This is a genomic window from Candidatus Eisenbacteria bacterium (genome assembly GCA_026388185.1).
Taxonomy (GTDB): domain Bacteria; phylum Eisenbacteria; class RBG-16-71-46; order JAFGJU01; family JAFGJU01; genus JAPLKG01.
Genome location: JAPLKG010000014.1, coordinates 206,320 through 225,280, shown reverse-complemented (window position 1 = coordinate 225,280; position 18,961 = coordinate 206,320). Strand labels below are relative to the sequence as shown.

Below are 18,961 nucleotides of genomic sequence, written 5' to 3'. Positions count from 1 at the left end.
AAGTCAGCGTAGCACAACAAGCTTCCTCGCCTGCCTGAAGTCACCGATCGTTACCTCACAAAAGTACACTCCAGATGCTACAGACTCACCCCGTACATTAGTTCCATCCCACAAAGCCCTGAACTGCCCTGCAGGCCGGGGCTCGTCCACGAGCACCCTCAGTGTCTTCCCCGCGATGTCGTAGATAACGATCTTTACGTGTGAATTCGGTACCACGACTCCGTACTCGATAGTTGTCTGAGGATTGAATGGATTGGGGTAGTTCTGAGTTACATAGGGCCTTCCCGGAGCAACCGAGGGGGGTGAAAGGAAGGGCAAGCCATATGAAGTCCCTGGATCCGAAGAACAGCAGGGGCTATGGACTACATCACCAAAGAACCTTTTTGAGCTGGGGTTGCTCGTCCCCCACCAGTTGTTTCGCGCCGGCATAGAGTACTCGGTCAGATTCGCGACATAGTAGTTGAATGACTGACTCGAGAAGATGCGGTTGCCCCCAGATAAGCAAGAAGCCGATTCGAGAACTGGAGTGGAATAGCCAACGGCACAGACCGCCGTACCCCGAAAATCCTCTATTGTCGTGTAGTACACCGTAGGAGCTGCCTCGTCTGCCGTCTGTATGCCATTACCCGTGGTGTTCTTGATTCGGTTGTGCTCGATGCTAGGCGACGACTCACCGCAACACCTGATGCCATGGTAGACGCCGTCTATCCACGTGTATCTGATGTCGGCAGAGGCGCTGCCGCTTGAGACAATCCCGTAGGTTATGCCGCTGCCTGCGCCGGTGATACTATTGTGATTGCCACTAGAACCCGTCACACTTCCGGTCGTAGAGCTTGTGAGCTCAACACCTCTCACGCCGGTGGTCCCAACTGCTATGCTGTCGCTCGTCACCATAACCGCAGAAGCAATCGCCTTAATGCCGTCATTGGTGAAGTTGGAGACAATGCATGAGTCCACAGTCACCGTCGTTGACTCTGCCTCGACTCCTGTGTAGGCGTACTTGATGATGCAGTTGTCGACCAAATTGTTTGTACTTCCTGGCCTCAGCCTCATTCCTCGCCAGTCGCCGGCTGTGGGGGTACTCGTCGCCGAGCTGAAAACCGACTTGGCCTGGGAATTGCCATCCGCAGTCAGCGTGCCCTGGATTATAAGCTCGCACTTCGTTGTGTCAATGCCACTATGGCTACTGTCGCTCGTGGCAAATCGAACGACGCAGCCGGGCGAGACGGTAAGCTGGACCCCAGAACTCACCACAACGTCACAGGGGACATAGATAGATCCGGACCAAGTGGTGTTGCTCGAGATTGTGCCACAGGAAGGAGTGCCCCAGGTGATGGTGAAGTTCGCGTCACTTGTGTCGGCGGCGGAATGGGCCATGTAACCACCGGCATTGTCGTAAACGATGGCCTTGATCCGACAGGTGCCCAAGCTCTCAGCGTCGGCCGGTATAGTCCACATGTATGAACCGTCATTTGTTTCGGCTGCGGCGATTGTGTCCGGAAAGGTACTTCCAGCATCCTTCGAGAGGACGAGCGTGACGTAAGAGTTGTTCCGACCTCCGTCACTGTCAACCCAGGAAATTTCGTGCTGCGTCCCCGCGGCCCACGACTCGCCACCATTTGGCGAGGTGACCTTAATTGGGTGCCAGTAGTGGGCATCGAATAACTGAAAATCGCATTTCCCTCCAGGTATATACTTGCAGATTAGTCCCTCAAACAGTTCCTCCTCGGGCGTCTTACCATTGAGATTGTAATCCACACATAGGCTGCTCGAGAGGCTGTCGAAGGCAGACTCATCAGAGGCAGTAACCCTGCAGTCGTCATCGGCCAAGTCCGTGGTCCGAATCGTAACGGTCGGGTGAGACGTCAAGAGGACTCCTTTAACCCACACACTGAAACTCTCGGGACCCTCACTGCAGCCGTGACCTAACTGGAGCATCGAGATGGTTGTTTTTCCAGCAGAGCTAGTAGCAGAATCGGCCCACACCGTGTCCCCATAACAGTAATAAGGAATGACCGTCCAAATACTGTCGGCATCTATGCCACCTATAGGTGTGCCGTCTACACGAGCTAGGGTAACGTTGAAGATCAGGCTATCTCCGTCCCACCCTGGGCAGCCTAGGATATTGCTTCCGCTTGCAGTGACAGTAGAACCGCCATACGGCGAAGGGTAAAGATCGGCAACGATTGCGGCTATCCCCAAAGTGTCGTTTTGTGTGGCCATGTTCCTGACGGCGATGGCTGTCTCAATATTCTGAGGCTCGTAATGACCAGCCGCGTCGTAGGCCCGCGTGCTTGGGTTAGTTGAGTCGGCGAAACATGTGAAGGCAGAACCATCAAAGAAGTCACTGGCGTGCGGTCCCTGCCAGCGAATGTCGAGACTATCTTTTCCACTCACCGGGTCTGGTACACCATCCGTGAACATCCCGTATGCCGATTCCAGGTCCCAGAACGCCACTTGGTCAAAGCCTTTAATGTGCCAGATAAGTAGCCCCCTTCCCGGGTAGGCCCTATCGACTCCGGTCTGCTGATGGTTCGAGATAAGAAAGTATTCATTCGCAGCTATAGAGAGTCGATATACTTGGCCTCCGGGGACGCGCAAGTCGCGGATCTTGAGATCCGTGGTGTCGCGCGTAATTTCGGTTTCGGTGGCCCAGCCCAGTTTCAGCAGATCCATGATGTGAAGAGGAACGAAACCCTCGGGCGTCTCGAAGATATGCCAGAACATGACGGGTTGCATTAAGGAATAGTTGTCATAGTAGTAATCAGAGTAACCTTCTGTTTTGTAGTATCCAGAGATGGGCCCCAAGGGGCAGTTTGGTGAGTGGTTCAATCCTAGAAGGTGTCCGTATTCGTGTGCCGCACTCCAACTCTGGAGTTTTTGTGAGTCGAACGGAGGAACAAGCCACATAGTGATCCCCGGGCCTGACCATTCAAATGATAAGGTGTCGGGAAATTGCCCGAGGCTAGCCTTTCCTAGTATATTCGGGCAATGATACGGATGTATTTCGGAACCAAAGACACATTCCCAGCATACAACCATGATGCAATCGGTTGTATCAATAGCCTGCGGACTCTGGGCGTGAACCTTCTCCAGAATCTCATAGTTGAGCCTTCCGGAACCACCATTGCTTTGATACCACAAGGATGAGCTGTCCGCCATGACGGCTGTTGTATCGCCAGGTGCAATGTAGGTAGAAACGATCAGGATGTGCTTACCGAGAGATAAGCTATCATAAAAATCTGCAAACCTGTTCTGGAAGGTTTGGAAATAATATGGGACTTTGGTACTGTCTTGGCCCGGAAAGGTGACGTATATGACCAAGACCCTCACGCTATCAACCGGGCTGATACCGGTTTCGCCTTCCTCTAAACTCATTCCTCTCAAGACTATTCGCGGAGCGACAGCATCCTGCTCTCCGCACCACAAAGTGTCGGGATCACTGGCGGACGAGAGCCCGGGGTGTAATGTGCAACAAATCAAGATAATAAGGATGAGGGGTGTGGTCCGTAAGAGCCTGGGCTTCTGCATTGTGAACCTCCTGTTACAGATCCGTTTGGACGTCTGGCTGCTCTGGTCTGTAATTGTGGTTATGGCGGCGGTCTCTCGGCGGTGCGCAGGAGAAAGATCGACACAGGCTAGTGTTGCACCGCCCATTCGGTCACGTCAAAGGAAAACAGCTCTGATTCTACCCCACGTGGTGTGTTCGCTGGATGTGGGTCCGCAACCCACTGGAAAAGCTCCCATGCTCCCACAGCCAGGCGGACTGGCACAACGTGACTTGCACTTTAGTAGAAAGTTCTCGGCACCTAGATCACAGAAAAGCAGCTTTGTGCATATCTTGCTCTCCCTCCCGTCCGGTCGGGAATCGTGCCACCGCACTTCGCGGGAGAATTACCCCACACATCGCTGCAGGAACTCACAGAGGCATAATCATCGCCGTAGATTCCTTCTCCAACGCAACCTGCAATTATATTGTGGTCAATGAGCATGTTCGGCGAACCGGTCAAGGGTATCCCGACCCACCGAGTTATCGTTCCACCTATACCTCCTTCTGCTTTCAGGACAAGGTCAGTCTTGTTCTGGACAAAGACGTTTTCTCCGTAAACACCTGCCCCCGTCGCGATCGAATCACATCTGGTCGACCTCATGTTACACGTATGTGCACCACATAACACATCAAGATTCTGTAGCAGCACAAAGCTAGTACTCTCACGCTTTTCTGTCAACACATTTCTGAAAGAGCATTTCTTCGTCGCATGGATCGAGTGTCAAGAATCGAAAGTCCCTTCGTCAAGTCGTGGCGACCCCTCCTCCGCACGGACAATGACTGTCTGGCCCGATTGCATCACCCGGAATGAATTCTTGACGTCATTGTCGTGCTGACGTACGTTGATCGCCGGGAAAGCACGTTGGACGAGAGAGACCGAACGTGGCCGCAAGGCCAACTATGCGCATCGATGGAAGGCTCATCCCCCCGGCCAGGCCATGCGCTGGCATTGGGCTAGCATGGCCCACGCCCCTTAACGCCTGTGGCACAAGACCAAATGCTATCCGGCTCGCGTATGAGTAAGACGATTCGAGGTGAAGCAACTCAGGGCAGCACAATTAAGCGGAGCGCAATGCACGGCAACGCCATTCAGGAAATATTCAACCGGCTTCCCGGAGTCTACGAACGCATCAACCACATCATAAGCCTCGGGCTAGATGTCCTCTGGAGAAGAAAGGCGGCGTCTCTGGCCTCAGCCAAGGGCGGGGCAATGTGGCTCGACGTCTCCACTGGGACCGGAGAGATGGCGGCTCAGTTGAGACGACTCGCAGGAACCGGCACGACCGTCGTGGCCACGGACTTTTCCCTGCCGATGTTGCTACAAGCGCGGCGCAAGAAGGAAGCAGCGTCCGCAACGGAGGCAGCGCCCAAAGCCAGAAAGAACCCGGGCATTCTCTTCGCGGCGGCAGACACGGGGTGCCTTCCATTCAGACCCGGGTCATTTGACCTTGTGACCATTTCCTTCGCTACGCGGAACATAACAACGTCGAAAGAGAATCTCATTTCCTGCCTCGCGGAGTTTCATCGCGTGCTCAAGCCGGGCGGCTGGCTCGTCAACCTCGAGACGAGTCAGCCGGATTCGCCAATCGTGAGGCGCCTTTTCCACGGGTACGTCGATGGTTTCCTGAAACCGGTAGCCGCCGCTATCTCCGGGTCGAAAAGCGCCTACTCCTACCTTTCAAGTACGATACGCAGCTTCTACGACGCAGATGAGCTCGCAGAGATCATGAGGCAGGCGGGATTCGGGACCGTTTCCGTCGTGAGGCTCTTCGCGGGGACGGCAGCGATCCACAAGGCTGAAAAGGCGACGTCGAGCAAGGCGCTTCGCGAGTAACGAAGAACGCATATTCTTCGCCCACTGCTCCTCTCACTCCTCCCAACCTGTTCCCACTTCGTCCCGAAGTTTTCCGAGTTCGTAGAGCGTGTGATAGACGCCCTTTTTCGACACGAGCTCGTGGTGCGCCCCTCTCTCTACTATCTTACCTCTCTCAAAGACCAGTATGAGATCGGCTCGCTCCAGCGTCGCCGCCCTGTGTGAGATCACTATTGTGGCGCACTGCGGGAACACCTTCTGAAGTCCTTCCCAGAGCGCCGTCTCGGTCTGGGCGTCAAGGCTTGCCGTGCAGTCGTCGAGTATCAATATCTTGGGTCTTCCCGCGAGTGCTCGCGCGAGTGCGACCCTCTGTTTTTGCCCGCCGGAGATGGTGACCCCGCGCTGGCCTATCTTTGTTTGGAAGCCGTCGGAAAACGCCCCGACCTCCTCCACGAGCCTGGACACCTCTGCGGCCCGCGCGACGTCTTCCCGACCAATCCAGTCTCTGTGAAATCTAATGTTGTTTTCGACGGTGTCCGAGAACAGTAACGGCTCCTGCGGGACGTAGCCGATTATCCCTCTGAGATCTTCAAGGCCCAGATCTCTTATCGGCACACCGTCCAGAAGGATCCGTCCCTCCGTCGGGTCAACAAGTCGCGGGATCAGATTCACCACGCTCGACTTCCCGGAGGCAACTCGCCCGACAAGAGCAACAATTTCGCCGGGTTTGACTTCGAAGCTGACTCCGTCGAGGACCTTCGCTCCTCCCGGCGTGAAGGAAAGGGAGACGTTGTCGAATCTGAGTGTGCCCGGCAGAGTAGCGCGGGGGCTTCCGCCTCCGGCCCGACCTTGCGTTCTGTGCGCGCCGCCCCCACTCTCCTGCCAACCGTGAGTCGTCTCGGCCCACGGCAACACCTTCGGATGATCGATCTCCGTGATCTCCGGCTGTACGTCTTCCATGTCTGCGAGCCTGCGGATGGACACGGCGGCGCTCTTCCCACGCACGAAGAACGTGCCGATGTCATACATCGGGAACACCAAGAGCATCACGTAGGCGTCGAAAGCCGCGAGCGTTCCGATCGTGAGCTTGCCTTCCATTACCATCTTTCCGCCGACCAGCAACACGATGACCACTCCAAACTGCCAGATGTGACCGTACATGGCCTGGACAATCGTACCCACCCTGACGGCGTCTATTTCCGCCCGCCTTCGACGACCTATCACTTCGCCGAACCCCTCTTCCTGGGCCCGCTCGCGCCTGTAAGCCTTGACGACTCTTATGCCGGAAAAACAGGACTCCATGTGAGCATTCACGTCCGAGATTCTCTTCTGGAGCCGTTCGTACCGAGCCTCGACCGCGGCAGAAGTCAACATGAAGATGATTATGAGTATCGGCAGCGGCCCCACCGCAAAGAGCGTGAGCGTCGGGTTCAGTCGGATCATCGCCGCGAGGCCGAACACGATCATACAGAGCGCCTCGATCGTCCTGAAAATGCCTGAGCAGGCGAACCAGGACAGTTTCATCTCCGTGCTCAAGTCGTCCGTGAGGCGCGTCACGATGTCACCCATTCTGAATCTCTGGAAGAAACTTCGGCCTAGACGAATGAGATGCCCGAACATCCTCTGCCTGAAGTCTCTTTCAAGCACAAGGTTGGTCCACGCCCGCGTGCCCTGCATGGAGGCGTAGACAAGGAATTGCCCAATCCCCAGCGCGAGAAGAATGAGCACGTTTCTGGAGATGACCTCAACGCCGGCCTTGTTCTTTATCGCGTCGATCACTGCGCGCACGAACAGAGGGTAGGCCACAGCCAAAAGTGCATTGAGAATCGAAAACACCACGAGAAACGTGGCAAGGCGCTTTCTTGTCCGCCAGACTTCAAAGAGCCATCTCACACTTCTCATGATTACTCGTCTCCCCCCGCGGCCGGAGTTTCCCTCTCCCGCGTCGCGAGGCATTGAAGCCTGAAGAGCTTTCTGTAGTAACCCTTCTGAGCCATCAACGCACTGTGATTCCCTCTCTCAACGACTTCCCCGTCATGGATCACCAGGATGTGGTCCGAGTCCATCACCGTCGAGAGCCTGTGGGCGATTACTAAAGACGTCCGACCGGCCATCAACTCCTTCATCGCGCGCCGCAACAGTCGCTCGGTGTGGGGATCGACGCTCGACGTGGCTTCATCGAGCACGAGAATGTCCGGGTCCACGAGAAGCGCTCTCAGGAAAGAAAGCAACTGTCGCTCCCCGGTAGAGAGATTGTCCCCTCGCTCGGCAAGCTCGGTCTCGAGTCCCCGCGGGAGTCTGTTCACTACGTCATCGACGCGGATGCGCCTCGCTGCCTCCATGACCCGGTCCGGACTCAACGTTTTCTCGCCCATTCGGAGATTCTCCAACACGTTGCCCGGGAAGAGGAAAATGTCCTGAAGCACAAGCCCGATCTTGGCACGAAGCTCTTCCTGCGAGAGCTCCTTGATATCAATTCCGTCAACGAGGATCCTTCCTCGCTGCGGCTGATAGAACCTCAGTAGCAGGCTTATGATTGACGTTTTCCCGCCGCCCGTCGCACCGACGAGGGCCCATCTCTGCCCCTTCGACAGACTGAAGGTAATGTCACGCAAGACCCAGTCGTGGTTGTCGTAGCTGAACCATACGTTCTCGAAATCTATGCCTTTCTCGAACCGCTTCCATTCCCGAGTGACCGGCTTATCGGTGATCTCCGGCTGCGTGTCGAGAAGCTCGAACACGCGTTGCGCTCCTGAGAATGCTCGCTGAAACGTGCTGAGCTCTTCGGAAAGCCTGTGTAGCGGCTCAAAGAATCTTCGCACGTATCCCATGAACATCATGAGCGTACCGATCGTCACGGCACCACTGAGAGCCCACTTCCCTCCCTGCCAGAGAATGAGCGTGACCCCGATGGTCTCGGTAAGGAAGAGTGTGTTGAAGAAGGCCACGACGATCAGCTCAACCTTCAGCGCGGTCTCGTATTTGCGCTGGTTCGCGTCTCTCATCGCCTCGGTCGTCTGCTTTTCCCGACCGAAGATCTGCACTATCGCCGAACCCTGAAGATGCTCGGTGAGAAAAGCGGTAATGTCGGCCATTCTCTTTCTTACGGTGAGAAAAAGCGGCGTGGTCTTCTTCGAGAAAATCCAGGCCGCCGTCAGTATCGGCGGAAGAACCAGCGAAGTTACAAGCGTGAGCTTGAGATTCACATAGGCCATGACCGCAAGCATTCCGAGGAACATGATTATGTCGCCGAGAAATGTCACAACCGCAGACGTGAAGAGCATTCTCATGGCTTCGGTGTCGCTCTCGACCCGCGAAATGAGCCTTCCCACCGGATTCTTGTCGAAGAACGACAGTGACATACCCGTGACGCGCGCAAAGAGTCGCTCTCTCAGGGAGGAAATGATGGCCTGCCCGACCGTTTCCAGTCTCACGCGCTGCACATAGCTCAGCAAGAGAAACGCAAGCTGCGCGGCAACAAAGAGTAAGACGGTGAGCACAAGTCCCCTGAAGTTCCTCTCGGCTATGTCAACGTCGATGGCTCGCTTCACCAGAATCGGCCCGACAAGCGAGACGCTCGACGCCGCGAAAAGAAGAACGAGGCACACTGCGAGCTCGACCCCGTGCCCCTTGAGGAGCCCGAGCATTCGCCGTGCGAGAATCCTCGTCGGCGTGCGTACAGTTGTTTCTTCTTCGTAGTAAACCGGATCCATATCAACCCAAACCAGACGCGCTAGGCGCAGAAGCTAGACTACCGGCTGCCAATCATTACGCGCTCGCGAGGCTTTTGTTGCCCGGCCGCTTGATTCCGCAATCAATCCCGGAATCGGCCCGACGGCAACAAAAAAGCCCACCCGAATGGCTCTGGTGGACTTTCGATCGGTTTTCTTAAGAAGAAAGAACATTCTTGAAGAAGTACACCACGAGCCATTCGGACGCTGAATACCGCGCCTAAGTCGGCCGCAAGCCAGACTTCCTTAGGTCTGGCCTACAGGCAACTCCCTATGTTGACAATGGCCATCGTGTACTCCTTTTAGATTAGAACATGACAACGATAACCGAAGCGGAAATTTCTGTCAAGCACTTCTATTGTGAGCTTTCGCAGCGAAAGACTCATGGTGGAAGGCCGGCGGACCGAAGCGGAGCGAGCCCGTCTGGCGTCCACCCAAAGAAACAGGCGGGAAGCCCGGCGGCCAAGCGTGAAATCTCTATCTCGGCACCAACGGGGCGAACGTCGTCTGGTGATGGAATGCCAGTAAGCCGGCCCACTGGCCGTCAGTCAGTCCCTGTGGATATCTCGAGTAGAGCCTCAGTTTCCGCAATCGGCTTTCATCGAACGGAGATGAGAAACTCACGTCCGGCTCGCCTGCTCCCGTGGCAAAGGCGGTCAAGGTGAGGATAATGGGTACTGTCGCCATTATACCGATCCCCAACCCTTCGATCTCCTCAGCAAAGGCAAGGCACGCCACCACCCCCTGGAACAACACTATGGGAATCGCCCCCAGCGCCCTATCGCTCCTGGGAATAAGGTAGCCCTGCACGTAGACTCTACGGATGTCGGAGAGGCGCGCGAGGCCGATTGTTTCTCCCTCAACAACGTAGAGCGCCGAGTCTGAAACTGCCAAGAGCTCGACGTCATGCTGGGTTGAGTCAGAAAGCGTGATCGTCGTTTGCTCGCCGGTCGGCTTCAGGACGTCGACTTCGCTGGCGCACGAACAGGACAGGAGGCAGATAAACGCCGCCATGAAAACAGTTCCAACTCGCCTGTCATTGTTGGGGTTGCGGGTAGGGAACGCGTTCATATGTTGCTTTCACCTCTTGGTATCCACGGAGGCCATCATGAGCGCAAACGCAATCAAACAAGAGCCAGCCAGACCCATCAGACTCAAGATGGTTGGAATCGGAAGCGTTCTCCCCACGTAAGACTCCACGAGGGCAACGCTGTCTCGCTCTACCCCCCTCACCTGCCACGAGTTCTGTCTCAACAGGTCGTACCGGATACCGTCCCCCCTGAGGGTGTTTCCTCTGGTTTGCGCACCGTGCGGAAACACAACCACGGAACCGTCGTACAGATGCGCTTTGACTGTATTGGCCGTCCAGATACGCTTGGCGGGGCCGTCAACCTGCCTCGGCTCTGCCACAACGAACACGCAAGAGCAAGGTCCCAGGCAGAGTACGACCGCGATAATCAGACTTACGAACACCACGATTCTTGCCACGGCCGTGATATCTCCCAGCAATCTGCACGCCCACTCACCAAGAAAAGCGAACGCATTCGAGCGATCTCGGCAATCTCGAGGCAACGTGCCGCGTACCGCGCACTCCGCGATGAATAGGCTAACTTGGGCGTTGTCAGCTATCAGCAGTTGATCCGTACCTCGTGAGCCGAAGCCAGCTTCCACTAGAACCAGGATAACTCTCTGCAGAATGGATGTCAACATCACAGAACGACCTGGATACGCACAGAACTACATGCCTGGGCCGATTTCCCTTGAGTTACGCAGTTTTTTGTGAGATAATCTATATGATATTGTCGTACCTTACTGCTCTTGTTGCACATCTCGGACCATCCGTGCAACCGGACATGGTTTCGTCCCCTCAACCTGAAACGAAGGAGGTCGGTGATGTTATCCCGCCTTTCGGTAGGCCTATCTTGTTTACTGATACTAGGCCTTGCGATGTTGTGTGCGCCGCTCACTGGCTTCTCCGGCGACGGGCTATCGTCCCGAGGCACCGAGGTGTGGCAAGCGGCCCTATCAGACGTCGCCCGGGCGGAGCGCCCGCAGACCACGCAGCCCCAACTCGCGGCGACAGAGCCTGCGCAGGCCACGCGCGCCTCTCTCGCAGCTGTAAACATACAGCTCGTTCCTACGCTGATGCCCCTCAACCCAGAGGTGGTTCAGCAGTACAAGAACGCCGGCAAGAAAGTGCCGTTCTCCATGACGGAGGCACGATTCACAGAAAAGCCTGGTGTGAGGATTAACAGGATCTCGCGCGAGCCGCTTTCTCCAACTACCCAGACTGTAAAGGCGATAGTTATCCTGGTCCAATTCCCAGACACCCCTCCAGGCGGACCCGCAACAAGATTCAGGCCGACGGTCTGGGACAGCATGCTCTTCGGCGATGCCTACCTTCGGGGTGGGACCGATACGACCACCGTCCGTACGCTCAAGAGGTTTTACAGCACGGTCTCTTATGGAACCGTTGACATCGTGACAGTCGACTTGCCGAGCACTGTGGGCTGGGTTACGGCTCCGAACAACTACACTTACTACTGCGCGCCTGACGGAGTTCACGACAACGGCTTCGGCCCTTATCCCAGAAACGCCCAGCGCCTTGCCATGGATGCGGTCACGGCCGCCGACCCTTATGTCGATTTCTCCCAGTATGCCGTTGGCGGCGTGGTTCGAAATCTATTCATAGTGCATGCCGGTTCCGGCGCGGAGTGGAGCGGTGGCCCCACGCTGATCTGGTCGCACGCCTGGAGCCTCCCCGATACTGTGACCATGTACGTGGACGGCGTTCAAATCGTGGACTATTCAATGGAACCTGAGGCGGGAGGCGACACGGTCGGAGAAGCCGGGGATCCCATGACTCCTATGCTCCCGACGGTGGGCGTGTACGCACACGAATTTGGACATATTCTTGGTCTTCCCGACGAATACGACTACGGGTACGAGTCCCGGGGAACCGGAAGAGTGAGTCTCATGGCCGGCGGAAGCTGGAATAGGGTGCCCAACGTGTATCCATACTGTGCCGGCAACTCTCCCGCACACCCGAGCGCGTGGGGAACGGCCTACCTGGGCTTTGTGACCCCGACGACCGTGACCACGCCTACGACGGGCATCACCATCCCTCCGATCGAGAACACACCCACTGGAGCCATGTACAAGGTGGTATATCCGGGCTCGAGTGGGAAGGAGTACTGGCTCTTCGAGAACCGCCAGCAGATTGGATTCGATCAAGGGCTCATACAGATGGCGTCCAACGCTCACGGTTTGTGCATCTATCATATTGACGAAAACGTTCTCGACAGAACCTTCTGGCGTCCAAACGAGGCTGAATGCGTGAGTGGAGGCGTCTACCAGGGCCAGACAAACTGCGACTGTGCCACTCTTCCTGCCAACTCCAACAATGGCGAAAAGTGGTACGGCATTTCGTTGGAACAGGCGGACGGTCTTTACCAACTTGAACTCGGTACGAGCGGAGGGGGCTGGCAGGATTTCTACTCGAGTGCAACCGGAGTCACGACTTTCGACGGGGCTTCGACACCCAACTCCAGCTCTTACTACGACAACTACGCATGCACTGGGTTTGCCGCCGCCACGAACATAAGTGAGGTCGGTCAGAACATCACCATGGACCTGACTCCCGGCGCCCCCCAAGGAGGCGTACGCGTGCCGGCGCTTTCGCCATTAGGTATCGTGGCCCTGCTCGTGCTCGTTGCCGTGGTCGCGATTGCGCTGTTGAGAAGACGACCGACAAAGAAAAGCTAAGGTCGCCCGCTATCTCTCGCTGGCGTATTCGCTCTTGGTCGCGGGCTCGGGCTCAACCCTGATTCTTACGTCAACAACGCGACAGCGCTCCTTCTCCGGCACAAGTATAATCGGATTGATGTCTATTTCTTGAATTGTTTGGAAGTCCGTAACGAGCTGAGCCAGTCGCTGGAGACATTCAATTGCCGTGTCGATACAGACGGGCGGCTCCCCCCTGACTCCCGTGAGCAAAGGGTAACCCCTGATTGATTCGATCATCTCTTTCGCGTCGAGATCCGTGAGGGGCGTTACACCGAATTCGACATCCCTGAGAATCTCCACATACTTGCCGCCGGTTCCTGCGACCAGGAGAGGGCCGAACTTTGCATCGAGTGTCATGCCGAGGATGATTTCTTTTCCCGGACGCGACATCTCCTGGATGAGAAACTTGTCGGCCTTCTCTTCCAGGCCGTGCTTAGCGAGATTCCTCTTCATCTCGAGGAATGCCCAGACGAGCTCTTTCTCGTCCTTTATGTCCAGGATGACGCCCCCGATATCTGATTTGTGAATCAGGTCCCTTCCCGCCACCTTGAGAACAACCGGATACCCGACCTGCTGGCCCGCATCGCGTAGATCTTCCAGTTTTCTCGCCTCGCGCAGCTTGCACACGGGGAATCCGTAGGCTCGCAGCACCTCGAACGAGTCGAGCTGATCGAGGTATCCGCCGCCCTGCTTGATGCGGGCGTCTATGATTCGACCGACCTTCTCTTTGTCGACTTCAAACGTGCGGACTTCCCCTTCCGGTCTCTCTAGCCACAGGTGATACCTGTAAAGCTGCGCGCAAACGCCTGCCGCCGCCTCGGGGAAACGATAGAAAGGAGGACAGTCGGGAACCGATTGGGGGAATTCGCCAAAGAACGACTCTTCGGCCATGAAAAAGCTCACTACCGGCTTGGTGAAGCGGCGCTTTACTTCCGTGATTGCATACGCAATGTCCATCGGCTTGACCATTACCGGAGGAGTAAACCCGACGATCACCATGTCGATATCGTCGTCGGCAAGCAAGACCGTCATGGCCTTGCTGTATGTGTCCGCAGTCGCGCTTGCGATCATGTCTATGGGATTGCCGAGGGACGCTTCTGCAGGTAGGAAACTGGCGAGTTGTTTCCGAGTCACTTCGGAAAGCGGCACCACCTTGAGCCCGTAATTGACGCAGGCGTCCGTCGCCATGATCGCAGGCCCGCCCCCGTTCGTCAGAATCGCCACGCGATTTCCCTTCGGCACAGGACATTTGGTGAAGGCCAGGATAATGTCCAGCATCTCCTCAATCGTGGCCGCCCTGATGACGCCCGTCTGTCTCAGCAGCGCCGCGATGGCGACGTCGGGGGCCGCCAGAGCACCTGTGTGTGACGAGGCCGCTCTCGATCCCGCCTCGGTCTTTCCAGACTTGACGACTATCAACGCTTTTTTCTTGGAAATCCTCTTTGCAAGATGAGTGAACACACGCGGCGCGCCAAAAGATTCAAGATAGAGCGCGATCACCTGGGTGTGGGCATCGTTTTCCCAGTACTCGAGCAGGTCGTTTCCGGAAACGTCGGCCTTATTGCCCACGCTGGCGAAATATGAGAATCCAATGTTCAACTGCCTGGTCAGATTGAAGATCGCTATCCCGAGCGCTCCGCTCTGGGTCATAAAAGCCGTGGTTCCAGAAAATGGCTGGCCGGGTGCAAAAGTGGCGTTCAAACGCACTTCGGGTATGCCCGTGAGCGTTCCCATGCAGTTGGGACCCACGAGGCGCATGTGGTACTTCTGGATGAGATCCACGAGTTTCTTCTCCCTCTCAACACCCTCACCACCCACCTCTCTGAATCCCGCACTGATGACAACAAGCCCCTTCACGCCCTTCTGGCCGCATTCGTCCACAACCTTGGGGACTTGCTCCTTTGGAACTACCACGACGGCCATGTCCACCTGGTCGGGAATGGCCAGCACCGAAGGAAATGCCTTCATGCCTTGGATGAACTCCGCCTTCGGATTGACGGGAAAGATCATCCCGTTGAACTCGTAGTCAATCATGTTCCTGAGGAGCTCTCTGCCGATCGTGCCCTTCTTGGTCGATGCACCTATCACGGCGACAGAGCGAGGTTTGAAAATGCAGTCCAGTTCTTTCATCTGCCCATTCCCCTCCTTGCCGAGCGGTTCCACAGCGATTTTCGCTGAGGAACTTGTGGCTCCCACGACTGGAGAGCAGTGGCCGCAGGCTCCCGTACGCGGCTTCCCCATATGCTGCCAGGGAAGGAGAAGTCCTCCTCCCCTGGCTTATCGCAGTGCTATTCGTTCTCTGTGCTTTCCGGCGGAGGAGGAGCTATCACGTTCTCCCTCATGAGAAGCTTCGTGGTGTCCCTCGCGCGTCTGATGATGCTTGAAGCAGTCTCGTAGAGTTTGTCCTTGTCCATCTTGATGCGTGCCACGCCCTCTCTTATGGCCTGCATGCCCACCGCCACCGCCTCCCTCGGGTAAACCTCCCACTCATCCATTGTCGGAATCAGGTAATCGGGTTTCAAGCCCTTGTCCTGGGCAAGGCGAGCAAGCTCGTACGAGGCGGCAAGACACATCTTGTCAGTAATGGTGCTCGCTCTCACGTCGAGAGCCCCCCTGAATATGCCGGGGAATCCAAGAGAGTTGTTGACCTGGTTCGGGAAATCCGAACGACCGGTGGCCACGACTTTGGCGCCGGCTTCCGTGGCCTCCCACGGCCAGATTTCGGGAATCGGGTTTGCGCAGGCAAAGACAATCGAGTCTTTTGCCATTTTCTTCACCCATTCCTTCTTTATCACGCCAGGCCCAGGCGTCGAGAGGGCGACACAGGCGTCGCTGCCTGCCAGGGCCTCTGCGATTCCGCCCTTGCGCTGCTCGGCGTTTGAGATCTCGCACATGTGCCACTTCTCAGCGTACTTCTCTTTTAGCTCGGTGCGCCCTTTGTGCAAGATGCCCTTGCTGTCCGTCATGTAGATTTTCTGTGGATCTACGCCCGCTTCCATCAGGAGCCTGGCTATGCATATATTGGAGGCCCCTGCACCAACCATCCCCACCCTTACCTGGTCAATCTTCTTGTTCACAATCTTTAGCGCATTGATGAAACCCGCCACGGTGACGGCAGCGGTTCCCTGCTGGTCGTCATGCCAAACGGGAATGTGACACTCGCGCCTGAGCGTTTCGAGGATGCGGAAGCACTTGGGCATCGCGATGTCTTCAAGATTGATTCCGCCGAAGGAGGGTTGAAGCCACTTCACCGCGAGAATGAATTCGTCCGGGTCTTTTGTGCCGAGACAGATCGGGTAAACGTCAACTCCACCAAGGTACTTGAACAGGAGCGCCTTGCCTTCCATGACGGGGTATCCCGCCTCGGGGCCGATGTCGCCAAGACCAAGCACCCTGCTCCCGTCCGTGACTACACCGACAAGATTCCACTTGTTTGTATATTCGTAGACTCTCTCCGGATTCTTCACGATGTCCTTGCACGGCTCGGCGACGCCCGGAGTGTACCAGATGGCAAAATCGCTGAAGTCTCGAACAGTACACTTGGGGAAGATCTCGATCTTTCCCCGGTAGAAGGGGTGAAGTCTCATGGCGTCCTTCGCCGGCTTCATAGCCTTCTTCAAGAGTTCCTTCTCGTTTATCATAAACCTCCTCCTGTCCTGGGCAGTTCAGCCGCGGATGGCTCTCGCATCTCAGTAGCTCGGCGGGTCGTCAGTCTTGAATGGTCGCGTGGGACGCCCACGGCCGCCGGCACGAAGGACCCTTGTGCTGCGCGTGTGCGGCGCAACGGTTCTGGAAAAACCCAAGGTGTGGTGTCCGTGGAAATGTGACAGCGTTCAGACCAACTATACCGAGTTATTGAGAGCGAACAGTGCGGCAGATGCTGCCGAACTAGAAAGGCGCACCGAACCGCCGGTCGCCTACCGGTACCCAACGTGAACTTAACCCGCAAAAAAGGCGTCTTTTCTGCGGGAAAACAATGTTCCCACAGGTGGCGGTTGGATGCAAGGGGTAAAGCCCGAGGAAAGACGATTTGACACAAGAAGCCCGACGCCCCCCGGGGCACTCTTACTGTTTGCGCGGCATGGAGATAGCGTCGCTGCTACCTGCCACAGAAACGGTGACCACGGACGGAGGGACTTCTCGAACCGGGCGGTCCACGCCGGGAGCGAGTCTATTTCCTATCATGAAAAACCCCTGAGTAGCGACAAGCCCAACGATACCCACGAATCCCCACACGACAAATCGGTTGCCGGCGCTTGCGTCCATGATGATGCCACCCACAAAGGGACCCAAGGAATGCCCCACGGACCCAAAAAGCTCGAACACCCCCATGTAACGACCGTATCGCTCTCGGGGAGCCATGTTCGCCACAAGAGCAAAAGAGGAGGGACTGGTAAACATCTCGCCAAAAGTCACAACAATGACGCTCAAGAGAAGAGCGACGAATCCTCCCGCAAAGGCGGCCGAGAAGTATCCTGCGGCATACAGAAAGCTCCCAAGCGCCATCACGCGCGTCATCCGAAGCCCGCGCACAAGATTCACGCACGGAAACTGGAGAAGCACGACCATGAGGCCGTTCACGGTGTACAGGTAGCCCAATTGGATCTGGGAAATGCCGACCCAGTCGACCGCGTAGACAGAAAGCGTCATCATCAATTGCGCGGTCACCAGAAAGAGCAGAAGAGAAACCATGTTGTAAGAGACGAACATTTTGTCGCGGCCGACTGAGGCGAGGTCACGAAAATCGATCCGTTCTCCATGAGCGGCCGTCTTGTAGCCTTTGAGCGCCACGAGCAGAATCACCAGTCCCACGGCTATCACGATGCCGGCCACAAGAAAGAGGAAGGCGTACGAGAAAGAAGCGAGAAAGCCTCCGATGGCCGGCCCAATGGCCCATCCCAGGTTTATGCCGATTCGCAGGAGGGCGAAGGCCTCCTGCCTCTTGGCCGGCGTGGTCACGTCCGAGATCATCGCGCCCGCCGCAGGCTCGAAGAGCCGACCCGCAAAAGAACTCAACACCACGAGGACCGCAATCGCAAGGAACCCGGCACTTTTCAGAACCGCGAGGCTTATCACGAAAAACGTAATCGCTCTGAATATCAGAGCGAAGACCATTATTCTCTTTCTTCCAAACTTGTCGGAAAGCTCACCCCCTACCACGGCGGAAAGAGCGCCTGCGAGACTGGAAGCGAGAAAGACCGTCCCGATTGCAGTCATGGAGATGTGCATCACGTTGTGCAGGTAAATGCTCAGGAAGGGAAAAACGACGGAGAAACCCAGCGCGGTGATGCCTCTACAGAAGACGAGGACGAGGACGCGCCTGTCCTGGGTCCGTATCGTGCGTCCCAAGAAGAAACTCTGTAGGAAAGAACGCAAAGGTGAGACGGTAGACATTTATGAAAACACCGTCAGGCTTGCCCTAATCGCGGCGAGCCTGGTTATCACTACTCTCCACCACGAGAGTCAAGCCCTTGAGGGTGCGCACGCGCACCTCGTCTCCAGGATTAAGATCTTCCTCGAACTCCGCGTTCCAGTGCTCTCCTCTCACCTCCACCTTTCCTCTTCTACCTTGAGACACAAGAACAACACCGGTGGCGCCGACGAGCCCCTCGGCGCCGGTGGTGGGACGTCTCAACATGACCCTGTAGACGACGGCGGCCAGGGAAACGTTGAGAAGAATCACGAAGACCATAATCGCCGCCCAAATTGCGACCGGCAAGTGCGGGAAACCGATCTTGAAGAAAAGAATGACCAGGAGGACCTCGTCGGCGGCGAAGAAGACGACGAGACCGAGGATGACGAGGAACTTCTTGAGCAAGGGGCGAGACTCAATCCAAACCATTTTGTCCATGAACTGCTCGATATGTCGAGCAAGGTTACTCGGGTTTCTGAGAAGTATTCGGGCTTCCGAGCAGTATAGAGCGATACTCCGGCGATTTCAAGCTGAAGCGGGCGGCGGCCGCACGTGGCGGAGTATCGGCAACCAAGGGGACCCTTTCTCTGGTTACGAGCGCGCGGCACGGAGGCCTCTTTGTCTGCAACACGAACCAATTGCGTCCGACCGCCCAAATGAGGTAAAGT

The 18,961-nt window shown here is 56.3% G+C and carries 12 protein-coding genes; 2 read left to right on the top strand and 10 right to left on the bottom strand.

Features of this window, described 5'->3' with window-relative positions:
• Positions 1-3 precede the first annotated feature (3 nt).
• Both NTX17_08470 and NTX17_08465 read right to left on the bottom strand, forming a co-directional pair.
• A complete protein-coding gene (locus NTX17_08470) occupies positions 4-3,531 on the bottom strand; it encodes a T9SS type A sorting domain-containing protein (protein ID MCX5801405.1) in 3,528 nt (1,175 codons plus the stop codon).
• A gap of 278 nt (positions 3,532-3,809) precedes the next feature.
• A complete protein-coding gene (locus NTX17_08465) occupies positions 3,810-4,151 on the bottom strand; it encodes a hypothetical protein (GenBank protein MCX5801404.1) in 342 nt (113 codons plus the stop codon).
• Between the two features lie 471 nt (positions 4,152-4,622).
• On the opposite strand from NTX17_08465, the gene NTX17_08460 reads away from it, so the two are divergent.
• The gene (locus NTX17_08460) at positions 4,623-5,384 is read left to right on the top strand and encodes a ubiquinone/menaquinone biosynthesis methyltransferase (GenBank protein ID MCX5801403.1); all 762 of its coding nucleotides are present in this window, start codon (positions 4,623-4,625) and stop codon (positions 5,382-5,384) included.
• A 33-nt stretch (positions 5,385-5,417) separates the two neighbouring features.
• Here NTX17_08460 and NTX17_08455 read toward each other — a convergent pair whose 3' ends face one another.
• The 4 genes from NTX17_08455 to NTX17_08440 form a co-directional block, all read right to left on the bottom strand.
• On the bottom strand, positions 5,418-7,265 hold the full coding sequence (locus NTX17_08455; protein MCX5801402.1) for an ABC transporter ATP-binding protein: 1,848 nt from the start codon (positions 7,263-7,265) through the stop codon (positions 5,418-5,420).
• Positions 7,266-7,267: 2 nt separating this feature from the next.
• Positions 7,268-9,076: an ABC transporter ATP-binding protein gene (locus NTX17_08450; GenBank protein MCX5801401.1), complete on the bottom strand. Its 1,809-nt coding sequence runs from the start codon at positions 9,074-9,076 to the stop codon at positions 7,268-7,270.
• A gap of 495 nt (positions 9,077-9,571) precedes the next feature.
• On the bottom strand, positions 9,572-10,165 hold the full coding sequence (locus NTX17_08445) for a hypothetical protein (protein ID MCX5801400.1): 594 nt from the start codon (positions 10,163-10,165) through the stop codon (positions 9,572-9,574).
• 9 nt (positions 10,166-10,174) lie between these two features.
• Complete coding sequence (locus tag NTX17_08440) at positions 10,175-10,804, bottom strand: hypothetical protein (GenBank protein ID MCX5801399.1); 630 nt, start codon at positions 10,802-10,804, stop codon at positions 10,175-10,177.
• Between the two features lie 183 nt (positions 10,805-10,987).
• Between NTX17_08440 and NTX17_08435 the strand changes: the two genes are divergently transcribed.
• The gene (locus tag NTX17_08435; protein ID MCX5801398.1) at positions 10,988-12,859 is read left to right on the top strand and encodes a M6 family metalloprotease domain-containing protein; all 1,872 of its coding nucleotides are present in this window, start codon (positions 10,988-10,990) and stop codon (positions 12,857-12,859) included.
• Positions 12,860-12,868: 9 nt separating this feature from the next.
• Here NTX17_08435 and NTX17_08430 read toward each other — a convergent pair whose 3' ends face one another.
• The 4 genes from NTX17_08430 to NTX17_08415 all read right to left on the bottom strand — a co-directional run bounded on the left by NTX17_08430 (position 12,869) and on the right by NTX17_08415 (position 18,731).
• Complete coding sequence (locus tag NTX17_08430; GenBank protein MCX5801397.1) at positions 12,869-15,010, bottom strand: acetate--CoA ligase family protein; 2,142 nt, start codon at positions 15,008-15,010, stop codon at positions 12,869-12,871.
• 158 nt (positions 15,011-15,168) lie between these two features.
• Positions 15,169-16,488, bottom strand: a complete 1,320-nt coding sequence (locus NTX17_08425) for an NADP-dependent malic enzyme (protein ID MCX5801396.1) — start codon at positions 16,486-16,488, stop codon at positions 15,169-15,171.
• Positions 16,489-16,945: 457 nt separating this feature from the next.
• Entirely contained in the window at positions 16,946-18,274 is a 1,329-nt protein-coding gene (locus NTX17_08420; protein ID MCX5801395.1) for an MFS transporter, read from the bottom strand.
• A 25-nt stretch (positions 18,275-18,299) separates the two neighbouring features.
• Entirely contained in the window at positions 18,300-18,731 is a 432-nt protein-coding gene (locus NTX17_08415) for a hypothetical protein (GenBank protein MCX5801394.1), read from the bottom strand.
• Between the last annotated feature and the right edge of the window lie 230 nt (positions 18,732-18,961).

What these genes read in the sequence shown, in the direction of transcription:
- NTX17_08430 (MCX5801397.1), bottom strand. Translation starts at nt 15,010, where the DNA reads ATGAAAGAACTGGACTGCATTTTCAAACCTCGCTCTGTCGCCGTGATA.
- NTX17_08465 (MCX5801404.1), bottom strand. Translation starts at nt 4,151, where the DNA reads ATGAGGTCGACCAGATGTGATTCGATCGCGACGGGGGCAGGTGTTTAC.
- NTX17_08435 (MCX5801398.1), top strand. Translation starts at nt 10,988, where the DNA reads ATGTTATCCCGCCTTTCGGTAGGCCTATCTTGTTTACTGATACTAGGC.
- NTX17_08420 (MCX5801395.1), bottom strand. Translation starts at nt 18,274, where the DNA reads ATGTCTACCGTCTCACCTTTGCGTTCTTTCCTACAGAGTTTCTTCTTG.
- NTX17_08460 (MCX5801403.1), top strand. Translation starts at nt 4,623, where the DNA reads ATGCACGGCAACGCCATTCAGGAAATATTCAACCGGCTTCCCGGAGTC.
- NTX17_08440 (MCX5801399.1), bottom strand. Translation starts at nt 10,804, where the DNA reads ATGTTGACATCCATTCTGCAGAGAGTTATCCTGGTTCTAGTGGAAGCT.
- NTX17_08470 (MCX5801405.1), bottom strand. Translation starts at nt 3,531, where the DNA reads ATGCAGAAGCCCAGGCTCTTACGGACCACACCCCTCATCCTTATTATC.
- NTX17_08445 (MCX5801400.1), bottom strand. Translation starts at nt 10,165, where the DNA reads ATGAACGCGTTCCCTACCCGCAACCCCAACAATGACAGGCGAGTTGGA.
- NTX17_08415 (MCX5801394.1), bottom strand. Translation starts at nt 18,731, where the DNA reads ATGGACAAAATGGTTTGGATTGAGTCTCGCCCCTTGCTCAAGAAGTTC.
- NTX17_08455 (MCX5801402.1), bottom strand. Translation starts at nt 7,265, where the DNA reads ATGAGAAGTGTGAGATGGCTCTTTGAAGTCTGGCGGACAAGAAAGCGC.
- NTX17_08450 (MCX5801401.1), bottom strand. Translation starts at nt 9,076, where the DNA reads ATGGATCCGGTTTACTACGAAGAAGAAACAACTGTACGCACGCCGACG.
- NTX17_08425 (MCX5801396.1), bottom strand. Translation starts at nt 16,488, where the DNA reads ATGAAGCCGGCGAAGGACGCCATGAGACTTCACCCCTTCTACCGGGGA.